Raw genomic sequence first — 15,832 nt, 5'->3', positions numbered from 1 at the left:
AGGGTTACTAAATTGTAAATGATATGTGCATTATGGCCACTTCCTCTTGGAGTTGTAAGGAATGGGTCAAATAGGTTTGCTACACGGCTTAGGTTTTAAGTATGATATTAGAAGTTTCTAGTGTATTATCTATATATTTTCAAAATCACTCTCTGTAGTCCCCCTGTGTCAGGATAGTTGTCCGAAACTTATGATATAAAATCTTATCAAGGATCAAGACAATGAAATATAGTAAAGCATTTAAAGAAAAAGCAGTAAAAAATGTATTACAGATGAAAGAGACCCAAAGCATGCTAACTATAGCAAAAGAGTTTAATGTCTCAAAAGCTGCTATAACAGTACCTACATCTACTTCTTTGTTTAAAACAGCATAAACAACCTTGTCATGTGTACCTTGAAACTCTAAAGACTTGAAGTCACTAATATCTATCCCATTGTTTACTAGCTCTTTCCAAGCCATTTGCCATCCACCAAGAGACTTTTTATTCACTGCTCCAAATGTAATATTTTTTAAGTCTGAAATTTATTGAAACTTATCTTTATTATCTTTATGAGTAAAGATGAGCCCTCCAACTTCTTTTTGAAGAACTCCAAAATGATTTTTAGTATATTTACTTAATCAGGAAACATTATAGAGCCCAGACGAATCATATTCGACCCACACTCAATGGCTAATTCAAAGTCTCCACTCATACCCATAGAACAAATTGTTGCGTTTGGAATTTGTTTATATATTTCATAAGTAGTTATAAAACTTTTCTTTATAAGTTCAGTATCTTCTGAGTGTGCACCAATACTCATAACACCTCTTATATTAATGTTGGGACAGTTTCCAATGATACTTTCGTAACTAGAAAGGGCAACTTCAGGCATAAAACCGTGTTTAGATTCTTCTTTTGCTGAGTTTATTTGCATAAGACAATCTAGTGTCATGTCTTTAGCTACGAGTTTCTTTTGAAGCTCTTCAGCTAACTCTAGTGAATCAAGTGCTTGGAAGAGAGTAGGGTCTATTTCTAAAAGATTGTTTATCTTGTTTTTTTGAAGATTTCCGATGAAGTGCCATTCAAGTGGGAGTTCATCTAATTCTAATGCTTTACTTTTTAGGTCTTGTACTTTGTTCTCACCAAAGCCACGTTGACCTATAGAATAGAGGTCAGATATATCTTGACTCGTAGAGTACTTTGACACTGCCACAATCTTTACAATGAGATGTCCACTCACAGATAAACGCGCAGTCTCAACGCGACGTATCACATCGTCTATATATAATTTATGTTCTATTTTTGTCATAATTATCCTATTAATCTATTAATATCGTTAAAGAGTCCAAGTCCCATAAGCCCAAAGAGTATGACCCAACCAGCAATGGTGAACTTTATCATAACGGCTTCACTCGCTTCTCTTCTGAATATAAGTTCATAAATATTGAACATTATATGTCCACCATCAAGTGCTGGAATAGGGAGGAGATTAAGTACTCCAAGGTTTACACTTATGAGTGCTGCGAAGAAAAGTACACTCATCCAACCACTATCTGTCGCATCAGATGTGAGTTTAACTATGCTTATAACACCACCTAACTCTTTAGCCGGAACTTCCCCAAATAGAAGCTTTTTAACACCGGTAAATATCATAGTAGAAGCAAATATAGTCTGCTCAGTTGCATACGAGAAAGTCTCACTCAGTGAAAGCTCTAGTGGATGCATCACTCCTGCAGAACTTATACCTATCATCTTTTTTTGTATTATTTCTCCAAACATATTTTGTGCTTCATTTAGTTTGGGTGTAAGAATTTTATGTTCTAAAAAACCATCGCGTTTAATCTCAAGGTCAAGTGAACCTTCGGTAAATTCGATAATTTTCGCCATTTCTTTCCATGTTGTTATACTCATAGAGTTTATTGAAGTTATAGTGTCATTAGACTCTAAACCTGCTATAAACGCGGGAGAGTCTTTAACAACTTCTCCAACTACTGGAGATAAAATCTGTGGAGAACCGAGGGCAATTGCAAAGTAAAGAAAAAATGCAAGTATAAAGTTAAATGCAGGACCAGCAAGCAGTATAAATATCTTCTGCGAAGGTGTTTTTACATTGTAGCTGTCATCATCATAACTTTTTTTTGTTGGGTCAGAATCATCTTGCCCTTTCATACGAACATAACCACCAAGAGGAATCGCGGAAATACTCCACTCCGTATCCCACTTTCTAAAGCTAAAAAGTTTTTTACCAAAACCAATGCTGAAAACTTCTACATAAACACCCATAAGTCGAGCCGCCATATAGTGACCAAGTTCATGAAAAAAGATAAGTCCACTAAGAACCAGGAGTGATACAACCATACCCATTAGATACTTCCTTTTTGTAAAGATGCTCTAAAGCCCCAGAGATACTCAAAACCTGAGTAGAGTGTAAGAAAAACTGCAAACCAAAGAAGTAAGTCTGCAAAAGGCCAGTGCATAAGTAAAAAACCTATTGCTATCATTTGTGCAACTGTTTTTACTTTTCCTGCCCATGAAGCTTTTACATCTAAGCCTTCACTTACAGCAACGGTTCGTATGCCGGTTATAAACAACTCGCGAACTATAATGATGTAAATAGCCCAAGCAGAAGCTTCTCCAATCATCATTAGACCGATAAACGCAGCAAGAGTAAGCATCTTGTCTGCAAGTGGATCAAGTATAGCTCCAAGCATAGTCATTTGGTTCCACTCTCTTGCAATATAGCCATCAAAAAAGTCTGTAGCACTTGCTAATACAAATAATAGTGAAGCGAAATAGTAGTTCCATGTGATGTCAAAACCATTGTCTGTAAAAAGCTGAGGATTTAGTATAATCCAGAACATAAAAGGGGCTATGAGTATACGAAGTGATGCTAGAGCATTGGGAAGGTTTAACAATAAATTTCCTTAATTAATTAATAGCTAATTTTAGCTTTTTGCTCTTAATATAGCCTTTGAGAGGAACTTTGTGTTTTTAAATATCTAGTGTTTCTATATTAAGTAATTCAACTCTGTCACAATCTTTTTTCAATAATTTCTTAGTAGTTGCATCGTCTTCTGCTAATGCTAATATATCTGCAAAGTCATTTTTAGTCACTTCAAATGTATGGTGTTCTTTGATGGTTCCAACTCTTAGAGATGCATTTTCATTTAAAGAAGATAATTCTATATTTCTTAAACCTTTTGCAAATTCACTTTTGATGACTTTTTGAACTTTTTCGTTTGAGAGTAATTCTTCGAGAGATATACTCTTGTTTAAATCTGATTTACATAAGACCTTATAAGTTACAATGATTTTTCCTTCCATGATAATAGACTCCGTAATTTTATATCTGTAATAATAGTAAAGTTTTTGAAGGTATCTTCATAATATGACAGTTTGTTATATTTATAAGTGAATGTTTGAAAAAGGGGGAGGGCAAAATATAAAATTTAGCTCTTAAAGAGCTAAATTACTTGTCCATATACCATGTAGATTACATCCTGACTCTGCCGTTAATGTCTTAACACCATCAAGTTTAACACTAAATGAAGCAGTGCCACGAGAGATTTCAGCTTCTAAAGTTGAAGTTCCGACTTTGTTGCCATTTGCAGATAATGTGATAAAGTCAATCCAGTGAGTATGTGTACTTGGATGGATGATACCACCTTGTCCAACAGTAATCTCAACTAAAGTGTAACCCTTAGAATCTTTCTGACCTAGGGTAATTTGAGGAGTGTGTTTTAACTCTCCTTTTGTAAGGTTTTTAGCATCTTTTGGAGTCATAACTATTCTGTTTTTTTTAGGAGAATTATGTGCATCAAGACTGACTGCCGTGCCAAGTGCCACTACTGTTGTGAGTTTTATTGCTTCTCTTCTATTCATGGTAAAATCCTTAATTTAATTATGACTATTCTACCATTTTAAGATTAAGTTAGTTTTATTTGAAAAATTGTTTATGGAAGTTAAGAAGAAGTGATAGGTATTGGAATAGGGCTAATATATTTAGCCCCATTAGATTTTTAGTTCTATTGAAAAGAAGTAGCACCGTCGATTACGATAACTTGTCCTGTTAACCATGAAGATGCATCTGAACATAGGAATGAACAAGCACCTGTTAAGTCCGTTGCATCACCCATACGAGAAAGTGGAGAACGTTTTACAACTTCTGCTTTTACTTCTTCGTAGTTAGGGAATGCTTTAAGCGCGTCAGTATCGATTGGACCACCACTTACTGCGTTTACTCTAATACCTTTTTCACCAAGTTCAGCAGCTGCATACTTAACCATAGTTTCAACTGCAGCCTTGTTTGTTCCGTGACCTGAGTAGTTAGGAGTGTAAACAAGATTACCTGTAGAACTCATAGAGATGATAGAACCACCACCTGTAAGTTCCATACGTTTTGCAGCTTCTTGTGCACCAACAACAAATGCTTCAACAGTAGCTGTAAAGATGTTACCAAGACCTTTAGGCTTTAGTCTCATAAACGGAGCAAAACCACCAACAACAGCACGACCAGAAATGATAGCGTTTGAGATGAAGTAGTCAAGTCTATCAAAATCTTCGTCAAACTCTTTATATACATCTTTGTATGTTAAAGGTTCTAAAATATTTAGTTTATAAGCACGAGATTTTACACCATAGTTAGCTTCTAAATCAGCAACGATTTCGTTTGCAGTATCTGCAGATGAAGCATAAGTAAACGCAACATCACAGCCTTTTGAAGCAAACTCATAAACGATTGCTTTACCGATACCACGAGTACCACCGGAGATAAATAATACTTTTCCAGTCATTGTCTTTTCGCTCATATTTTATAGTCCTTTAATATCGTAATTTTTCATTACTTCTTCGATTTTTTTCATACTTTCTAAACTTGGAGGAGTTAAAGGAAGTCTATACTCCAGTGTGTCTATAAGTCCAGCGATGTACATAGCAGCCTTTATAGGAAGTGGGTTTGCTTCACAAAACATTACCGAGTTAAGAGGGTAAAGTTTATCGTTAATAGCTTTTGCACCAGCAAAATCACCAGCAAGTGCTAAACGCACAAGTTCAGATTTTAGGTCAGGCATAAGGTTAGAAGTTACAGAAGTGATACCCGCTCCACCATTTGCAAGAATAGGGTAGTCAATAGCATCATCACCTGAAAATACTTTTAAGTCTGGTCTACGAGATAAAAGTTCAACAGTACGCTCTAGGGAACCAGTAGCTTCTTTAATTCCATAGATATTTGGTATGTCGTCAAAAAGTCTTATAACTGTGTCAGCACTAATGTCAACTGCCGTGCGTCCTGGAACATTGTAAAGCATAAAAGGAAGCTCAGGTACTGAAGAAGCAATTGCTTTATAGTGTTGGTATAGTCCCTCTTGAGATGGTTTAACATAGTAAGGTGCAACAGAAAATATAGCATCAACACCACACTCCTGTGCATTTTTAGCAGCAAGTATTGCTTCTGAAGTAGAGTTGCTTCCAGCACCTGTAAGTACTTTAGTGTTAGTACCTTTACAAACTTCTACAGCGATTTGCATGCATCTTTTATCTTCATCTGATGAGAGAGTTGCACTCTCTCCAGTTGTACCAACGGGACAGACTGCATCCATACCATTGTTTATTTGACGTTGTATGAGAGCAGCATAACTCTGCTCATCTAGTTTACCATTTTTAAATGGTGTAATAATTGCGGTTGAAGAACCTGTAACTATGTCCATATCTTGCCTTTAGTTGTTAATAAATAAGTGTGAAATTATAGCGAAAAATATTTAATAGTATCTTTTAATGTAATGGAGGAGGTTAGAGAGAAGTGGACAGAAGAGAGGTTTAAAAAAACCTACTCACCTTTTTTTAAAATCATTGTAGTTGATTTGTTAAAGTTAAAATATTTATTTGCTATATCTTGTACTTTTTTCGCTGTTACTTTTTTAACATCTTCTTCATAACTCATAAGTGGTGCCATATCTCCACGAACTAAGTATGAACCATAAAGGTTAGCAACACTTGTTGAACTCTCTAGAGAGTAGATAAAGTCTGCTTTTGTATTTATCTTCACCTTGTCTAGTTCAGCTTTTGTAACCTTTGTAGTTTTGATGATTTCTATCTGTTTGATGATCTCTTTTTCAACTTCCTCAGCTTTTACACCAGGGTTACAAGTCGCCATAAATATAAAAAGACCGGGGTCTATGTTTTCCATATTGTAAGCATACACACTATTTACAAGACTTTTTTTGTCCACAAGCTCTCTATAAAGTCTTGAACTCTTTCCAGAGTAAAGAATTTCAGAGATAACACTGAGTGTCACTTGGTCTGGGTCTTTAAAATCAGGTATATGAAAAGTTATAGCAAGCATTTCTACTTCACTATCTTTATGCACGATAACACGTTTAGCACCATCTTGTTCAGGCTCTACAAATTTAACTTTTGGAATCTTTCCATTGTTTTTGATATCACCAAAAGCGGCCTTAGCAGACTTAAAGACCTCTTTGGGGTCTACATCACCTGTTACCATTAATATGGCATTGTTTGGTTGGTAGTATGTCTTATGAAAATCTTTAATATCGTTAATAGTCCAAGTTCTTATGTCGTTCATGAACCCGATTGGTGTCCAATGGTATGGGTGGTAAAGGTAAGCATTATTAAAAAGTCTAAAGTATAAAAAGCCAAGTGGATTGTTATCTGTTCTCCAACGTCTCTCTTCTGTTACAACATCTCTCTCAGGTTGAAATTCTTCATCTTTGAGTTTTAGGTTTTGCATAAGTTCAGAGTAAAGGTTTATAGACTTTTTGAGGTTATCTGTAGAAGACTTGATGTAGTAATGCGTATAATCAAAACTAGTAGAAGCATTGTTTACTCCACCTATACTTTTTACTTGCTTGTCAAACTCTCCAGCTGGAAGGTTCTTTGTACTTTTGAAGTTCATATGCTCAAGCATATGTGCAATACCCGTTTTCCCCATTACTTCATTTCGACTACCAACTTTGTAAAAGATGTCAGTACTAACTACATTAGTTTCATTTTTAAGAGGAATTACTACTATCTGTAGCCCATTTTTAAGTGTTTTTGTTTCGTATTTTGGTAAAGAAGATGCCATAAGTGTTCCTAGGGTTAATATTGTTGTTAAGATTATTTTCATTTACGACTCAGCATTTAGTGCTTAGTTTTCTATCAGCACCGATGGCTTGTGTGATGTTATCGTAACCATCGTGCTTTATGAGTTCTATAAGTTTTTTATTGATGTTCATTATCATATCGGGACCGTGAAATACAAGACCGCTATATATTTGTACAAGTGAAGCACCTGCTTTAATGCGTTTGTATGCTTCCTCAGCCGAGTCAATTCCACCTACTGAAATAAGAAGAGTTTTACCGTAAAGTTCTTTTGCTACTGCTTCAAAAATCTTAAAACTTTTTTCTTTAAGAACTGCTCCACTTAAACCACCAATATCTTTAGGGTGAGGAACTAAAGAGTAGTCTATAGTTGTATTTGTCGCGATGATTCCATCTGCTCCAGATGCAACAGCCATCTTTGTAAGAGTAACGGCATCTTCTACTTCCATGTCTGGTGCTATTTTTAAGAGAATTGGCATTTTTGTAAGTGCTTTTGCTTCTTTAAAAAGTGTTGTTATAAACTCTTCATTTTGTAAGTCACGGAGGCCTGGAGTGTTTGGAGAAGAGATGTTAATAACAAAGTAGTCACCCAAACCATCAAAAGATTTTATAAGCTGTGTATAGTCACTTATAGCATCACTCTCAGGTGTAAGTTTGTTTTTTCCAATGTTTATACCGATGGGTGTACTAAATGGAAAACGTTCTTTAAGTCTTTTTATGACTTTCTTTGAGCCTTCATTGTTAAAACCCATCGCGTTTTGAATAGTCTCTTCTTCGATGTGACGAAACATTCTTGGTTTAGGGTTTCCAGCCTGTGGTTTTGGTGTGACGGTTCCGATTTCAGTAAAACCAAAACCTAAAATTTGCATACCACGAATCATAGTCGCATTTTTATCAAAACCAGCTCCTAACCCAACTGGATTTAAAAACTCACGACCAAAGATTTCTTGCTTTAAAACAGGGTCATTTATAAAGTGTGATTCTAAAAAGAAGTTAAATGGAAGTTGACATAGATTTGGTAAACGCAGTATACATGCTACTACATGATGTGCAGTTTCTGGTTCTAGTTTAAATAAAAGTGGTTTTATAGCTTGATAATTTATCATATTTTTTAAGTACCTATGTGATTTAATATTCTTTAATTATACTCAAATATTACTTAGTTACAATACTTCTTTTAAATACAAGATTTTTGAGACTAGTGTTTTCATCTACACTTGCAAACTCTTTTACATTCTCTAGTCTCTGGATAAACTCAAAATCAGGTGCCCACTCTTTTATCATGTTTAAAATGAACTCACTCTCTAGTTCTGGAGAGTTTAAACATGAAAGTAAAATACAATCCTCACTTGCTATTTGAGAAAGTTTTTTGATTATTTTTTCATAATCTTTTGTTGCTTCGAAACTTCCTCTTTGAAAAGTAGGTGGATCAATAATAATCAAATCATATGGACCCTTACGTCTGAGACTAGAAAAAGATTTCAAAATGTTATATGAGAGAAAGCCAACACCTCTTGGTTCAAGGTTATTTAGAGCATGATTCTCCATACCTGTTTTGAGTACATTTTTATTCATGTCGACATTAACAACCTCATAAGCACCACCAAATTTAGCCGCAAGAGAAAATGCACAAGTGTACGAAAAGAGGTTAAGAACTCGTTTGTCTTTTGAATTCTCTTTGACAAATTCACGACCATTTTTCATATCGGGAAAATAGCCACTGTTCTTATTTGAAAGGAGGTTGAGTTTTATTTTTATACCATTTTCAATGACATAAACATCATCAGTTAACTCACCAACTAGAATGTCACTTGGAGAACCTTGCATATATCTTTTTTGTACTACTAATGTTTTATATCTAGAGTTCTTAACAAACGCAGTAAGCATATCTAGTAGTTCACTCTCGCTTGATTCTTTAAAATATAATGCAACACTTAAAACATCATCAATCGAGTCAATTGTTAGATGCTTCCAACCCTCATATAGACCACCACGACCATGAAATAGTCGTTTAAATTCTTCTGTTGAATCTTTAGCTGATTCATTAATAAATCTATGGATATCACTAATGTTCATAATCTCTACTTTATTATGATTTGTGAAGGTACTCGAACACCTTTAGCATTTAATATTGTTGGTGTGGAATTGATACCAATTCTGTTTACTTCATTTAAACTCTTTTGGATAAGTTTATTAAGTTCTGCTCGTTCGCTTTGGGAGTATTTCTCTTTTTGGTATTGAGTACTTTTGTTTGCTATTTCTTTCATCGCATTTGCTTTTGCATTGTTATCTTTTCGACTCAAGATATATCTACACATAATTTTAGCATTTTTGTGAAATTTTAATGGAAATAAAATTGTATAGAGAGTTACATTCTTTTTCACAGCAACTATCTTTTTTTCAAGTTTTTGACAGTAGGGACATTCAGGGTCTGTAAAAACAAAGTATTCATCTTTTCCATTTCCAGTTTTGTAGGCTGCTATTTGTTTGAGTACATTTATGTCTATATCAAAAGGGATGATTAATTCAGTTCCTGTCTTTGTACTGTAGGCTTTCCCCATTATAAGTGTTTTAAAGTCAGTTGTTATAAAGCCATCAAGTTTTCCAGCTTTTTTTCCTACAACAACACCTTTAAACTGATGTACACCATCATGTGTAATGACTTTAGTTACTTTGACACCGATTGATTTGAGCATTGGAGTATTTTCTATTTTATTTTTAATGTCTGAATCATCTGCAAGTAGAAAGCTTCCTACTAGGATGAGTGTTGTAATCATGATTTTTTTCATTTTTTGACCTTTTTTATATTTTGTATCTTACTTTTATTATGTTATAATATCTTTACAATTCGCCTAACGGCACACCCACCTTTCAGGTGGGAATAATCATCTTTACTAATTTATCTTGAATTTTTTTAAATTCTACTGTATCTATTTTTCCTATTTTGTCCGTAATTCTCTTTTTACTAAAAGCTTTTAACTGTAGAATCATAGCACTATTTTGAACAATTCCTTTTTTAGTACTAAATTCAAATGAATGAAAATAGTCATCATTTTTGAGTGTGCTTGTCAGAGGTATACCTAAAAACAGATCACCAGTAAGTTGCTTTACTACGATAATAGGTCTTGAAAACATATCGCCTTTTCCATACTCTTCATCTCCTATATTTTGTCCTATTTTAACCCAAAATATTTCTCTCGATTTTATACCTAATTTCCTTTTATTTTTTAGGGTCTCTTTTTTTACTTCATTCAATTTATCATATTGGTGCATTATGAGTTAATCCTTTTTATGATTTTATCCCAGTTATGAATGGTCTGTATTCATACAAGGTATTTATATATATTTAACCGCATACCCACAAACTTCAAGTTCCATTATTAATTTATTTTTCCATCCACCAAATTCATCTAAAGGTGTATAAACAATACCAGCTATATCACTAGGTGTCTCTATATTCCCTTTTACAAATGCACAGACATTTTTTCTTCCAATTCTTGCCATTAAATAACCATGTTCAAAGACCACATTTTGTCTTGCTCTATCTCTTGCTTCAATATTAGTTTCTAATGCTCCCCTTCCTTTATCACAAGGAGTATATAAAATGATGGCAAAATCAGCTTCTTGTGTATAATGTTCTATTTTTTCTATAATAGTCTTATTCATACTTGCTTGTTCATGTAATATTATTGATTCTAGTCCAATTTTCTCAATAAATCTAGCTACTTCCTGTTTTGTTGCATCATCATGTCCATGAACAATAAAAACTTTATTTTTAGGCTTATTTGTATTTGTTTTATTAATATTCTGCTCTTCAATATTTATTGATACTTCTTTTTGAATTTCTTCTGATAAGTCTAATAAGTTTATAATAGGTCTATCTTCAATAATATTAATTTTATTAAAATTATCTGGTATGCTACTTCCACCACTTTTTACTAAAAACTGTTCACATTCACTAATTACTTTTAGATACTCTGTATCTATAACAAAAGCATATCCTGTATTTTTAAAAACTTGCTGGAATTTATCTTTTAATTCTATTGTATTAAGTAATTCTTTACTTTCATGAGCATTATAATGACCGCCATAAGAATTATTAGATGATATTTTATCATTCATATATTGAAATAAATAATTAGCTATATATTCTTCATTATCTTCGGTAATACATTCATTAAATTTTTTTGATACAAACACTTCTATATTTTTATTAACCACTTGTTTAATTAAACCTAAATCTCTAGCTATCTTAGAGATTAAATCACTTGTTTCATTAGCTAAAACCTCTTGAATAAAAACTCTTTTACTATTAAAACTAGGAGTATGATTTATGCAATTTATATTAAATCCTCCAAAGTAACTTTTAATATTCGTAAATGTCATTATTTCTTGTAAATTATAGGCTATACTATTAATTAAATCTAATCGCTCGGATTGTTTCATCTTGCATCATCCACAATCTTAATTTCATCACCATTTAAGCCATAAAGCTCATAAACTAAACTGTCAATTTCATTTACACTATTTAAAACCAAAGTTTCTAGCTTTTCTATCTCTTCTTTTATCTCTATCTTATCAACGGCGTTTAGGTTATCAAAGTGTTTATTGAATTTTACTATTTTTTCTTTTGATTCTATGATTGTATCTACTAGGGTTATGAATGGTTTTTGTTCTTCTTTTGGTATGTTTGGGATTGGTAGTTTTTCCATAAATATTTTTTTCAATCGTAAAGAAGCATTTCCTAAAGTAGAAGTAATAAACTTTAAATAATACCAAACAACTTTAGAATTTAAACAAGCTAGTAAAAATTTATCTCCTTTATCTATAAACCAACTTGTATCTAATAAATAAGATTTTTGATTATCAATGGAAAATAAAGATGATGAGCTAACAACAGCCTTAAAATCAACTATGCTTTTAATAGTTGTTTTACTTAAAATCATCTCTCTTAAATTTTGTCCATATTTTGCACGAAAAAATTTATTTGAACAGATGAAGCCATTCATACCATTAGTTTTTAAAATATTTTGAGCCAACTCATAAAAATATACAAACAAATCAGCAGTTCCAGTAAACACACTATAAATTTCTTTAAGTGCTGGTTTTAACTCTTTTATGCTTTCTTGTCTTACATACGGAGGATTCCAAACAACACAGTCAAACCCACCATTTGCCATAATCTCAGGAAACAACTTAGCCCAATCTGCTGTTAAACTATTTGCACTTTTAATGTTACCCATCAGATTACTAAGAGGTCTATCTCTTTTAGCAGTTTGAAGCCATAAAGAGAGCTTTGCTATACCTACACTTGCCCCATTTATATCTACTCCAAAAAGATTCTTTTCGATTATCTGTTTGTCTATGCCGTGGTAGTCAAAAAGTCCTGCGTTTGCTTTTTTTGTGTCTTTTATCTCTACATTTAGTGAAAGTTCTTCTTTTTTCTCTTCACAAAGTTTGGCTACGGTGTTGTTTATGATGTACTCAGTTATAAACTTAGGAGTATAAAAAACACCATCTTTTTTTCTAGTGTTTACTATCCTATGTCCTTCAAAAAGAGACTCTTTTATCTTCTCTAAGTCGTTTAAAGATTGTTCAAAGATGTGCCCTAACGAGATAGGTCTTTGTTGTTTTCTATGAGATTATTTAAAAGCTTTAGTTTAAAACTACTATACTCTTTATAAACTTCTTTTGTTATCTCTTCTTGAGATTTTGAGATTTTTTTGAGTCTTGCTATCTCATTTGTTTCTAATGATGTTTGATTTAGAAGAGCATAAAGAGTAGCGTAACTCTGTGCAGATGTCATATCTAAACTAAAGTAAACATCACTACTTTCACTATAGATATCTAGTTGTTAAAAGTTTGAAACTATCACATATTTACATGTAGATTTTTCATTTTTATATCTAAACCCTTGGGCAATTATGTCTCTGTTTGATATTTTTTTATCACTGCTTTTTAGCTCAATAATTGCTATTGGCTCATTATTTTCATTATAAACAACACCATCAGCTTTCTTCATATCTGTATCGTTTTTAACTTCTCTGATACAATTAGTCCAATTTAACATTTGTGATAATAGAGTTATAAACTCAGCACCATTTGCATCTTCTGCTATAAATTTATTTTTTGTAATTAGTTTAATGACATCATTTGAATTTGGAGTATTGAAAAATTTTATAAAATTTTTAAGTAGTGATTTTTGAAACATAAACTACACTTTTTCCCAAAATGTACCGGTAGGAGTATCCATAAGGGTTACTCCAAATGCTAAGATCTCATCACGAAGTGTATCTGAAGCTTCAAAGTTTTTCTCTTTTTTAGCAACACCACGTTTAGTTATTAATAAGGCTATTCTTTCTTTAGTGTCTTCATTCATTCCAAATTGAAAATACTTAAAAGGGTTTTTTACTCCAAAGCCTAAAAGAGAGTTTATGTAAGCGAGGTTAGAAATGGTCTCGCGTTTAAGAACCTTATGCTTTCCCGCTGTGTCTAAAGTTTCATTTGCATTTGAAATCATCTCATCGATGAGAGCAAGTGCTGCAGAGACATTCATGTCATCACTTAAGACTTTGAGAAGTTCATCTCTAAATGGAGTTGTTTCAGAGTTTTCAGCTAAACCAAAAAGACGTTTTTTAAGTCTGTAAATCTTGTCAAGTCTTTTTTTTGCAGTGCTTAAGTCTTCACTGTTAAAGTTAAAGTTTGAACGGTAATGAGTACTGAGAAGGTAAAAACGCAGTACTTCTCCATCATACTCCTTAAGAGCGTCTTTAATGAAAAAACTGTTCCCTAAACTCTTAGACATTTTTTCCCCGTCAATGTTTACAAAACCATTGTGCATCCAGTAGTTTGCAAGTTCATGGTTTGAAGAACATCTTGTTTGTGCTGCTTCATTTTCATGATGAGGAAACAGTAAGTCAGCTCCTCCACCGTGAATATCTACAGCAAACGCAGTGTTAGGTTGTGCGAGGTGTTTTTCTATCATAGCAGAACACTCTAGATGCCATCCTGGTCGTCCTTTTCCATAAGGGGACTCATATGTTAAAGAGTCGTCTTTTACACTCTTCCACATAGCAAAGTCAGTAGGATTCTTTTTTAAAGAAGAAGAAGCGACTCTTTCTTGTTTATCGTCTTCGTCTTGATGGCGTTTAGAGAGACTTAGATACTCGCTATCACTCGATGTGTCAAAGTAAACATCACCATCTTTTGTGGCGTAAGCATGACCTGAATCTATAAGTTTTTGCATCATCTCGTGCATTGCTTCTAGAGATTCTGTTGCTTTTGGCTCTATGTCTGGACGACCTACACCAAGTGCATCCATCTCTTTATGAAATGCGGCTGTATAAAAGTCTGTAATCTCTTTAATATCTTGATTAAGAGTTAGCGCTTTTTTAATGATTTTATCATCTATGTCAGTGATGTTTCTTGCATAAGTAACATCGTAACCATTGGCAGATAAAACGCGAGTAAGTAGGTCAAAAACAAGAGCTGATTTAGCATGACCTAAGTGAGCATCATCATAAACCGTTGGACCACAAACATACAGAGAAACTTTACCCTCTTCTAATGGGATGAACTCGCGTTTTGTTTTTTGTACAGAGTCGTAAATGAACATATATGTTTCCTATTTAATTTTTGTAGTATTTTGTAGAAATTTAAGCACAGTCAGTTTTATAATCAAGAAAAAGACTTTCAATATGGTCTGGAGCTTCTAGCTTGTAATTGTTGTTCCTCAAAAGCTTCAACTAAAGTTGTAAATACTTCTAATTCATCCATTTTAGATGTATTTGGCTTTGCATCGATTAGGTTTTCTATTTGACATAATGTATGTGCATAATCTCGTTCATCTTTAATAGGTTTGATATTCATCTTATAACTCCTCTATATTTATTTCCTGCTATGTAGAACTTTTGTGTTTTAATGTATATTTAGTTATATTTTATTGATGATTTTCAAGTAGTATCTTGCCATGTACTATAGCTACAAATAGAACTGTGTCTTCATTAGTTTGATAAATTAGTCTGTAACTATAAATAAATATTTCTCGAATGTTACTATCGTTGATTTCAGGAACAACTCGACCAAGCTCTGTAAAATCTTTTAAAATTTCAGCTTTTTCAAAAAACTTTGATATAACAGATTTTGCATAAAAAGGGGAGTCTTTTTCTATGTAAGTGGCAATAGACTCAATATCTTCTAAAGCCTCTTCAGACCACTCTAGTTTGAAAGCCATTTAGTCATTCTTCCTTTTGCATCTTGATGTGATGAAGTTTCACCATTCTCTGCACGACTAATTCCATTTTTGATTTTTTCTACAACATAAAGGTGGTATTGGATATCTTCATAAGTACAATTATTAGGAAGATTTTGAATCATCTTTTGTGCTTCTTGTTTTACTACTGCCATTTACCTTCCTTTGTTTTTTGTATTATAGCATATTTGTTTTTTGAGCATAACAGATATCTTTAGAAATATTAACCCGCGATTTAACTCGTTCCTATTCTGTGCATGGGGATGCATACATATATATCAACAACAAACACATAAGCTGATGTATAAATTTACATGTAAAACATGGGAACAAGAAAGGATAGCCGATAATTTTCCGTTATGTAATTTATTGGATATTCTGTTTTGTTATGTCATTTCTTCTAATCGTTTATTTTATAGTTAACTTAACTTTCGCACCTAAATCCAAGCATTTTCTGTGTAATATCCTGCAAGACACTGATAATAGAGGTTAAATCTTCATT

At 33.1% G+C, this 15,832-nt stretch carries 21 protein-coding genes; all 21 read right to left on the bottom strand.

All coding sequences use genetic code 11. From position 1 onward, the window contains the following. Positions 1-145 precede the first annotated feature (145 nt). Positions 146-523, bottom strand: coding sequence for a PhnD/SsuA/transferrin family substrate-binding protein (locus tag HOG88_RS09515; RefSeq protein ID WP_295005621.1), 378 nt, complete (start codon positions 521-523; stop codon positions 146-148). A 92-nt stretch (positions 524-615) separates the two neighbouring features. After that, positions 616-1,290, bottom strand: coding sequence for a YggS family pyridoxal phosphate-dependent enzyme (locus tag HOG88_RS09510; protein WP_295005565.1), 675 nt, complete (start codon positions 1,288-1,290; stop codon positions 616-618). A gap of 2 nt (positions 1,291-1,292) precedes the next feature. Continuing rightward, a complete protein-coding gene (rseP, locus tag HOG88_RS09505; RefSeq protein WP_295005563.1) occupies positions 1,293-2,345 on the bottom strand; it encodes an RIP metalloprotease RseP in 1,053 nt (350 codons plus the stop codon). Further along, the gene (gene pgsA / locus HOG88_RS09500; RefSeq protein WP_295005561.1) at positions 2,345-2,896 is read right to left on the bottom strand and encodes a CDP-diacylglycerol--glycerol-3-phosphate 3-phosphatidyltransferase; all 552 of its coding nucleotides are present in this window, start codon (positions 2,894-2,896) and stop codon (positions 2,345-2,347) included. The genes rseP and pgsA overlap by 1 nt, the downstream gene beginning before the upstream one ends. Positions 2,897-2,972: 76 nt before the next feature. Further along, positions 2,973-3,305 carry a hypothetical protein gene (locus tag HOG88_RS09495; protein ID WP_295005559.1) on the bottom strand — a complete coding sequence of 111 codons (333 nt, stop codon included), beginning with the start codon at positions 3,303-3,305 and terminating at the stop codon, positions 2,973-2,975. 132 nt (positions 3,306-3,437) lie between these two features. Continuing rightward, a complete protein-coding gene (locus HOG88_RS09490; protein ID WP_295005557.1) occupies positions 3,438-3,863 on the bottom strand; it encodes a desulfoferrodoxin family protein in 426 nt (141 codons plus the stop codon). Positions 3,864-4,006: 143 nt separating this feature from the next. Beyond that, positions 4,007-4,789, bottom strand: coding sequence for an enoyl-ACP reductase (locus HOG88_RS09485; RefSeq protein ID WP_295005555.1), 783 nt, complete (start codon positions 4,787-4,789; stop codon positions 4,007-4,009). A gap of 3 nt (positions 4,790-4,792) precedes the next feature. Further along, entirely contained in the window at positions 4,793-5,686 is an 894-nt protein-coding gene (dapA, locus tag HOG88_RS09480) for a 4-hydroxy-tetrahydrodipicolinate synthase (RefSeq protein ID WP_295005553.1), read from the bottom strand. Positions 5,687-5,805: 119 nt separating this feature from the next. Then, the gene (locus HOG88_RS09475) at positions 5,806-7,104 is read right to left on the bottom strand and encodes a pitrilysin family protein (RefSeq protein ID WP_295005551.1); all 1,299 of its coding nucleotides are present in this window, start codon (positions 7,102-7,104) and stop codon (positions 5,806-5,808) included. A gap of 7 nt (positions 7,105-7,111) precedes the next feature. Then, a complete protein-coding gene (locus HOG88_RS09470) occupies positions 7,112-8,185 on the bottom strand; it encodes a quinone-dependent dihydroorotate dehydrogenase (RefSeq protein WP_295005549.1) in 1,074 nt (357 codons plus the stop codon). 49 nt (positions 8,186-8,234) lie between these two features. Next, positions 8,235-9,155, bottom strand: a complete 921-nt coding sequence (locus tag HOG88_RS09465; RefSeq protein ID WP_295005547.1) for a class I SAM-dependent methyltransferase — start codon at positions 9,153-9,155, stop codon at positions 8,235-8,237. Positions 9,156-9,160: 5 nt separating this feature from the next. Then, positions 9,161-9,868, bottom strand: a complete 708-nt coding sequence (locus tag HOG88_RS09460; protein ID WP_295005545.1) for a thioredoxin fold domain-containing protein — start codon at positions 9,866-9,868, stop codon at positions 9,161-9,163. A gap of 82 nt (positions 9,869-9,950) precedes the next feature. Beyond that, on the bottom strand, positions 9,951-10,352 hold the full coding sequence (locus HOG88_RS09455; RefSeq protein ID WP_295005543.1) for a type II toxin-antitoxin system PemK/MazF family toxin: 402 nt from the start codon (positions 10,350-10,352) through the stop codon (positions 9,951-9,953). 63 nt (positions 10,353-10,415) lie between these two features. After that, complete coding sequence (locus HOG88_RS09450; protein WP_295005541.1) at positions 10,416-11,525, bottom strand: nucleotide-binding protein; 1,110 nt, start codon at positions 11,523-11,525, stop codon at positions 10,416-10,418. Then, positions 11,522-12,619: an N-6 DNA methylase gene (locus HOG88_RS09445; protein WP_295005619.1), complete on the bottom strand. Its 1,098-nt coding sequence runs from the start codon at positions 12,617-12,619 to the stop codon at positions 11,522-11,524. Before HOG88_RS09445 ends, HOG88_RS09450 begins: the two co-directional genes overlap by 4 nt. 68 nt (positions 12,620-12,687) lie before the next feature. Continuing rightward, on the bottom strand, positions 12,688-12,885 hold the full coding sequence (locus HOG88_RS09440; protein WP_295005539.1) for a hypothetical protein: 198 nt from the start codon (positions 12,883-12,885) through the stop codon (positions 12,688-12,690). A gap of 48 nt (positions 12,886-12,933) precedes the next feature. Beyond that, complete coding sequence (locus tag HOG88_RS09435; RefSeq protein ID WP_295005537.1) at positions 12,934-13,290, bottom strand: type I restriction enzyme HsdR N-terminal domain-containing protein; 357 nt, start codon at positions 13,288-13,290, stop codon at positions 12,934-12,936. A gap of 3 nt (positions 13,291-13,293) precedes the next feature. Continuing rightward, positions 13,294-14,694 (bottom strand): cysteine--tRNA ligase, encoded by a 1,401-nt coding sequence (gene cysS, locus HOG88_RS09430; RefSeq protein ID WP_295005535.1) that lies wholly within the window; start codon positions 14,692-14,694, stop codon positions 13,294-13,296. A gap of 77 nt (positions 14,695-14,771) precedes the next feature. Continuing rightward, complete coding sequence (locus tag HOG88_RS09425) at positions 14,772-14,948, bottom strand: hypothetical protein (RefSeq protein ID WP_295005533.1); 177 nt, start codon at positions 14,946-14,948, stop codon at positions 14,772-14,774. 70 nt (positions 14,949-15,018) lie between these two features. Continuing rightward, positions 15,019-15,312 (bottom strand): type II toxin-antitoxin system RelE/ParE family toxin, encoded by a 294-nt coding sequence (locus HOG88_RS09420; RefSeq protein ID WP_295005531.1) that lies wholly within the window; start codon positions 15,310-15,312, stop codon positions 15,019-15,021. Beyond that, a complete protein-coding gene (locus tag HOG88_RS09415; protein ID WP_295005529.1) occupies positions 15,297-15,485 on the bottom strand; it encodes a hypothetical protein in 189 nt (62 codons plus the stop codon). The genes HOG88_RS09420 and HOG88_RS09415 overlap by 16 nt, the downstream gene beginning before the upstream one ends. Between the last annotated feature and the right edge of the window lie 347 nt (positions 15,486-15,832).

Origin of the sequence: Sulfurimonas sp., assembly GCF_018698455.1 — a bacterium.
GTDB lineage: Bacteria > Campylobacterota > Campylobacteria > Campylobacterales > Sulfurimonadaceae > Sulfurimonas.
Note: the sequence above shows the minus strand (reverse complement) of the source record. Positions and strands in the feature narration are given on the sequence as shown.

What these genes read in the sequence shown, in the direction of transcription:
- HOG88_RS09495 (WP_295005559.1), bottom strand. Translation starts at nt 3,305, where the DNA reads ATGGAAGGAAAAATCATTGTAACTTATAAGGTCTTATGTAAATCAGAT.
- HOG88_RS09485 (WP_295005555.1), bottom strand. Translation starts at nt 4,789, where the DNA reads ATGAGCGAAAAGACAATGACTGGAAAAGTATTATTTATCTCCGGTGGT.
- HOG88_RS09475 (WP_295005551.1), bottom strand. Translation starts at nt 7,104, where the DNA reads ATGAAAATAATCTTAACAACAATATTAACCCTAGGAACACTTATGGCA.
- HOG88_RS09510 (WP_295005565.1), bottom strand. Translation starts at nt 1,290, where the DNA reads ATGACAAAAATAGAACATAAATTATATATAGACGATGTGATACGTCGC.
- dapA (WP_295005553.1), bottom strand. Translation starts at nt 5,686, where the DNA reads ATGGACATAGTTACAGGTTCTTCAACCGCAATTATTACACCATTTAAA.
- HOG88_RS09440 (WP_295005539.1), bottom strand. Translation starts at nt 12,885, where the DNA reads ATGACATCTGCACAGAGTTACGCTACTCTTTATGCTCTTCTAAATCAA.
- HOG88_RS09490 (WP_295005557.1), bottom strand. Translation starts at nt 3,863, where the DNA reads ATGAATAGAAGAGAAGCAATAAAACTCACAACAGTAGTGGCACTTGGC.
- HOG88_RS09420 (WP_295005531.1), bottom strand. Translation starts at nt 15,312, where the DNA reads ATGGCTTTCAAACTAGAGTGGTCTGAAGAGGCTTTAGAAGATATTGAG.
- HOG88_RS09435 (WP_295005537.1), bottom strand. Translation starts at nt 13,290, where the DNA reads ATGTTTCAAAAATCACTACTTAAAAATTTTATAAAATTTTTCAATACT.
- HOG88_RS09465 (WP_295005547.1), bottom strand. Translation starts at nt 9,155, where the DNA reads ATGAACATTAGTGATATCCATAGATTTATTAATGAATCAGCTAAAGAT.
- cysS (WP_295005535.1), bottom strand. Translation starts at nt 14,694, where the DNA reads ATGTTCATTTACGACTCTGTACAAAAAACAAAACGCGAGTTCATCCCA.
- rseP (WP_295005563.1), bottom strand. Translation starts at nt 2,345, where the DNA reads ATGGGTATGGTTGTATCACTCCTGGTTCTTAGTGGACTTATCTTTTTT.
- HOG88_RS09425 (WP_295005533.1), bottom strand. Translation starts at nt 14,948, where the DNA reads ATGAATATCAAACCTATTAAAGATGAACGAGATTATGCACATACATTA.
- HOG88_RS09450 (WP_295005541.1), bottom strand. Translation starts at nt 11,525, where the DNA reads ATGAAACAATCCGAGCGATTAGATTTAATTAATAGTATAGCCTATAAT.
- HOG88_RS09415 (WP_295005529.1), bottom strand. Translation starts at nt 15,485, where the DNA reads ATGGCAGTAGTAAAACAAGAAGCACAAAAGATGATTCAAAATCTTCCT.
- HOG88_RS09460 (WP_295005545.1), bottom strand. Translation starts at nt 9,868, where the DNA reads ATGAAAAAAATCATGATTACAACACTCATCCTAGTAGGAAGCTTTCTA.
- HOG88_RS09470 (WP_295005549.1), bottom strand. Translation starts at nt 8,185, where the DNA reads ATGATAAATTATCAAGCTATAAAACCACTTTTATTTAAACTAGAACCA.
- HOG88_RS09455 (WP_295005543.1), bottom strand. Translation starts at nt 10,352, where the DNA reads ATGCACCAATATGATAAATTGAATGAAGTAAAAAAAGAGACCCTAAAA.